The sequence below is a fragment of the Frankia sp. CgJB1 genome (assembly GCF_977947065.1).
The window spans coordinates 1-5,116 of the sequence record NZ_CDWTNB010000242.1 but is presented as its reverse complement, the minus strand read 5'-3'; the positions used below and the strand labels follow the sequence as shown (position 1 = coordinate 5,116).

Below are 5,116 nucleotides of genomic sequence, written 5' to 3'. Positions count from 1 at the left end.
CCCTCGGGCCGGTTCGGCAACCACGCACCGTCAAGGGCGGCCGGGCGTTTTCTCGATCGTTTTCCCGGCGTCCCGACCGGCTGTCGGTACGCAGCGGACAGGCGTTCTGCCCGCCTTTTCTGCTGGTGGATCCAGTCCGCTGGTGGATCCAGCGCCGATCGGCGCCCGTGTCCCGGCTACGGTGATATCGGGTCGAAATCTGGTCCGGCTGTCGGTCGAGCGTTCGCGGAGCCCGCGCGCGAAATGCCTTCGGTGATATTAGATCGCGTGGCGGACCATAGCCAATTCTGCCGAGGAACCCGGGTCGGAGCGCCGTCGTCTCCCTCGAGTGCGGCGCGCGGATATTTCTTCACCCCCACGCCGGTGGACCGGAAACGTCACGGTGACGGGGACGGAGACGGCGCGTGGCGTCCCGCCGCTCCGGGCCCGTTGCAGCCGGCCCGTCCGCGGCAGATCCGGACCGGTTGCGGACTCCTCATGACACGCCATAGACGCTGGCTGCTTCGCCTGGTCAGGGCCTCGGCCCGGAATCGGGTCGGGTGCCCGCCCCGGGTCCGCAACCGCGGCCTGGTCCGATCATCCGCCGGATGCGGCGGCCCTGCGGCCCCGTCGGGGCCAAAGGCCTGGAGATTGCGGGACCTGTGGCCATTGCGGGACCTGTGGCCATAGCCGGAACGGTGTATCCGTCCGTCCGTCCGGTATGGCCGGCCGGGTGATCGACCCGACGCGCATCGTATTGAGCCGGTCCTGCCGACCGAGGGCGCCGTTGCCTCCCGGCAACGGCGCCGGCCGAATCCCGCGATGCGAGGGGCATGCCTCGGCTGGTCGCCTTCGCTTCAAGCTTCGGCTCAAGCCTTGGCGCCGAGATTATCACTATACGTGTCTTTGGAAGGACATTAGCGTTATTCCATCGTACGCGCCGGTGCGGCGTGACCGGTGCGGCTTCACCGGACGGCGCAGGTGCTCCCGGGCGTCAACTCACCGTCATCGCGCCGACGGGTTACTAGGAACGATGAGCTACTCATGGGGCTGTTTATATGGCTACCTCGTACTGGCCCGGATTGGGGACGTCGGTAGGCGGCGAGCTGACCCGGCCGGATCGGGGCACTCTCGGTACCCCGATCGGGGCAGGCTGACGAGCCCAACGTGTCGGTTAGGCCCCGCCGGTCGGGCGTCCTCGATGCCGCGCGATTTCGAGTGCCTTCTCGGGGCACGCCGACGTCGAGGTCCCCGATGGGCGGACCGTGATGAGGAGGACATCATGCCGATCAATGACGCTGGGTTCGACTGCGGCCGAGCGGCGCAGTTCTCCCACGACGTCGTCGTGGGAGAACTGCTCGAACAGCACGCCCGCATCCGCGAGCTGTTCGCGGACGTGAAGTCGGCGACGGGCGAGCACAAGCGCCGGGCGTTCGACGAGCTGCGGGCTTTGCTCGCCGCGCACGAGACCGCCGAGGAGATGATCGTGCGGCCGGTTACGAAGAAGATCGACAGTCGGGTGGCCGAGGCGCGCAACCACGAGGAGGACGAGGCCACCCGCACGCTGCTGGCGCTGGAGAAGATGGATGTCGGTAGCGCCGAGTTCGATGCGAAGCTGGCGGACTTCGAACGGGCCGTTGTCGACCACGCCGAGCATGAGGAGTTCCCCCGGGTGCACGCAGCCTGCGACGCCAGGCAGCTGGAAAGCATGGGCCATCGGCCCCGGACGGCGGAGAAGTTCGCTCCCACCCATCCGCACCCGTCAGCCGCCGGTTCGACCGCCAAGCAGTGGACGGTAGGCCCAATCGCCTCGATCATCGACCATGTCCGGGACGCCGTGAAGTGACGCGGCGGGGTGCCGTGACCTGACGCCGTGCGGCTTGCGGGCGTTGCGGTGCCGCCGCGGCGGACGGTCGCGCGGCGTCCGGGACCATCCGCGGTTCGGCAGCCCCGGGCGTCAGCGTCGGCACGGCAACCCTTCTGGAACAGGACGCCTTCTGGAACAGGACGGATGGCCGGCTCTCCGGACGGTCGGCTCAGGCGTGGGTTCCGCCGTCGGCGAGGGAGAGCGCGGCGGTCAGCGGATGGGCCGCCGCGCTGAACGCCGCCATCTGGTCGACCGACCAGGGGCTCAGCGCCCAGGGCGCGGCGGCGGCTACCCGGCGGTAGTCGTCCCACTCGACCCAGCGCCACTCGACCACCTCGGCCGGGTCCGGATCCGGGTCCCCGAGCGCCCGCGCCACGTAGACCGGGCAGACCTCGTTCTCCACGAGACCGTCGGCGGCGGTGGCGCGGTAGGCGAAGTCCGGCAGCGCGCAGTGCAGGTCGGTCAGCTCCAGGCGGAGTTCCTGGCCCACCCGGCGCTCGACGGCCCGCGCCAGGTCCTCGCCTGGGCGGGGATGCCCACAGCAGCTGTTCGTCCATACTCCCGGCCAGGTCCGCTTGTCGAGCGCTCGGCGGGTGACGAGCAGCCGGCCGGCCGGGTCGAAAAGGTAGGACGAGAACGCCAGGTGCAGGGGGGTGTTGAGGCCGTGCACGGCGATCCGCGGCGCCGTCCCGCAGGGGCGGCGTTCGGCGTCGAGGAGCACGACCTCGTCGGCGGCGGGCGGGACCGGCGCGGTCTCACGCGACACCGTCTGTGGTGACGCCGCGTCACGCGGCACCGTCACGACGTCGGAGTCGGATCCTTGCGGGCTCACTGGTGGGCCTCACTTTCCGGTCGAAGGTCCAGTTTCCACTCGAAGGTCCAGTCGCTGGTCCGGTCGGTGTGGGGTGGGCGCGGGTGGCTGTGGGGCGGGCGCCGGCGACGCTGTCGCCCAACGCGCACGTGTCGTTTTCCTCCACCGGGATCCAGTCGCCACATACCCATCCTCCCCTTCCTCCCCATCCTGCCCGCCGGCGCCGGTCGGCCACGTCCACGTCCGGGTAACCCCGGCCGTACCCCCGCCCCGGCATGGGCGATTGCTGGTTCCGATCAAGGTAACGATGAGAGTGTGGGCGTGGCGGAAGGACGATCACCTGCAGGTTTCCGCCGCCCGCCAGTGCCCGCCAGTGCCCGCCGTGCCAGCAGAGGATCGAGGATGACGGACATGGACCTGTCAGCCACCCTGAACAGCCTTGTCAGCAAGGGGGTGAGTGGTCGGGCCCCGACCCGGGACGAGGCCCTAGCCGTCCTGCGCAGTGACGACGACGAGCTCATGGATGTCATCGCCGCCGCCTACCGGCTCCGGTGGAGGTACTTTGGCAGGCGTGTCAAGCTGAACTTCCTGGTGAACCTCAAGAGCGGGCTCTGTCCGGAGGACTGTTCCTACTGCTCGCAGCGGCTCGGTTCGAACACGGGAATCCTGAAGTACACCTGGCTCAAGCCCGAGGAGGCCGCCGCGACGGCCGGTGCCGGCATCTCGGGCGGTGCCCGCCGGGTGTGCCTGGTCGCGAGCGGCCGCGGGCCGACGGACCGGGACGTCGACCGCGTGGCGGACACGGTCGGCGCGATCAAGACCGCACATCCGGGCGTGGAAGTGTGCGCGTGCCTCGGCCTGCTGTCCGACGGGCAGGCCGCACGGCTGCGGGCGGCCGGTGCGGACGCCTACAACCACAACCTGAACACAGCCGGTGAGAAGTACGCAGACGTCTGCACGACGCACACCTACAACGACCGGGTTGACACGGTGCAGGAAGCCAGGCATGCCGGCCTCTCACCCTGCTCGGGCATCATCGCCGGCATGGGGGAGAGCGACGAGGACCTCGTCAACGTCGTCTTCGCGCTGCGGGAGCTGGCCCCGGACTCCATCCCGGTCAACTTCCTCATGCCATTCGAGGGCACGCCCCTGGGCGCGGAGTGGAACCTCAACCCCCGGCAGTGCCTGCGCATTCTCGCCATGGTCCGGTTCGTCAACCCCACGGCCGAGGTGCGGCTCTCGGGCGGCCGGGAGATTCATCTCGGCTCGATGCAGCCCCTCGCCCTCTCGGTGGTGAACTCCATCTTCCTCGGTGACTACCTGACCAGTGAGGGCCAGGAGGGCCACCAGGACCTGAAGATGATCGCCGAGGCGGGATTCACGGTGGAAGGTCTCGACGCCGACACCGATACCGAGGCGGCTGTGGCCGCGGGCGCGGGCCCGGAGCGGGTCGCGCTGCGTCAGCGCGGTGCCGGCACCGCCCTGCCGCCCAACGCCTGATCCCGGCATCCACCGCCCGGCCGGCGGATGATCAAGTGGACGTTCGCCTGGCTGGGCTGGCCGGGCCCGGTATGCCCAGAACGAGCATGAGTGCCTGGGCCTCGGCGACCAGATCTGGTTCGAAAGAGCGGTCCCGCGTGGGGCAAGGCGCGATGCCCCCTGCCCTGCGCGCGTAAAATATTTCAGTACAGGGTATTGCTCGGTGCGCTCGGTGCGCAGAGTCCGAGGGAGGTGAGGGTATGGCCGAGAACGTCCATGATGTTGCCACCTTCATCCTCGCGCGACTCGGGATGATGGCCACCTGGCGTTTGCAGAAGCTGGTCTACTACTCGCAGGCATGGCATCTCGCCAACCATCGCGTGAATCTCTTCGACGAAGAGGTTCAGGCCTGGTCGAACGGTCCGGTGGTATGGGCGCTCTTCGAGAAGCACCGCGGCTGCTTCTGCGTCAGCTCATGGCCAGCGGGGGATCCCCGTCGACTCGGGCCCCAGGCGACTCGGACCATCGAGTGGGTGCTGCAAAAGTACGGGTCTTTCAGTGGCGACGAACTGTTGCGGATGACGCAGGTGGAGGCGCCGTGGCGGCTGGCGCGTGCAGGGTTGCCGGAGGGGGAGTCGTCTAACGAGCCCATAGAGCCAACGATCATGGCGGACTACTACGCTTGGCTGAGGATATCAGTCGACAAAGCCGTCTCGGCTGCGGTCGGCAACGCGCGTCTGGAGGGCCACGAGTTCTCGCCTGATACGCAGGCTCGACTCCGGCAGGTAGCGTCAGGGACGTGCACAGCCGATGAGGCTGTCGCGGAAATGCTCGCCCGTCATAGGGGGCGCGGCCTCGACCAGTGAGCGACCCGTACTGCTGGCCGGGCACCGAGTGCCTGCGGAACCGGCTCGACATACATGATCCTGATGCGCTCGCCGACATCGAACAGCAGATCTCCGGCCTTCGCTACGCTGAGC

Annotated in this window: 5 protein-coding genes; 4 read left to right on the top strand and 1 reads right to left on the bottom strand. The window is 68.8% G+C overall.

What is annotated here, in order from left to right; genetic code table 11:
• Window positions 1-185, top strand: a 185-nt coding sequence (locus AC08OT_RS19070; RefSeq protein ID WP_476603134.1) for a hypothetical protein, incomplete at its 5' end; no start/stop codon positions are given.
• A gap of 1,076 nt (window positions 186-1,261) precedes the next feature.
• Window positions 1,262-1,825 (top strand): hemerythrin domain-containing protein, encoded by a 564-nt coding sequence (locus tag AC08OT_RS19065; protein WP_476594768.1) that lies wholly within the window; start codon window positions 1,262-1,264, stop codon window positions 1,823-1,825.
• A gap of 190 nt (window positions 1,826-2,015) precedes the next feature.
• Here the strand turns inward: AC08OT_RS19065 and idi are convergent, their stop codons facing one another.
• Entirely contained in the window at window positions 2,016-2,678 is a 663-nt protein-coding gene (gene idi, locus AC08OT_RS19060; protein WP_476594769.1) for an isopentenyl-diphosphate Delta-isomerase, read from the bottom strand.
• 381 nt (window positions 2,679-3,059) lie between these two features.
• Between idi and bioB the strand changes: the two genes are divergently transcribed.
• Together bioB and AC08OT_RS19050 are read left to right on the top strand one after the other, a co-directional pair.
• Window positions 3,060-4,157, top strand: a complete 1,098-nt coding sequence (gene bioB, locus AC08OT_RS19055; protein WP_476596386.1) for a biotin synthase BioB — start codon at window positions 3,060-3,062, stop codon at window positions 4,155-4,157.
• A 239-nt stretch (window positions 4,158-4,396) separates the two neighbouring features.
• Window positions 4,397-5,002, top strand: a complete 606-nt coding sequence (locus AC08OT_RS19050; RefSeq protein WP_476603133.1) for a type II toxin-antitoxin system antitoxin SocA domain-containing protein — start codon at window positions 4,397-4,399, stop codon at window positions 5,000-5,002.
• Window positions 5,003-5,116 lie beyond the last annotated feature (114 nt).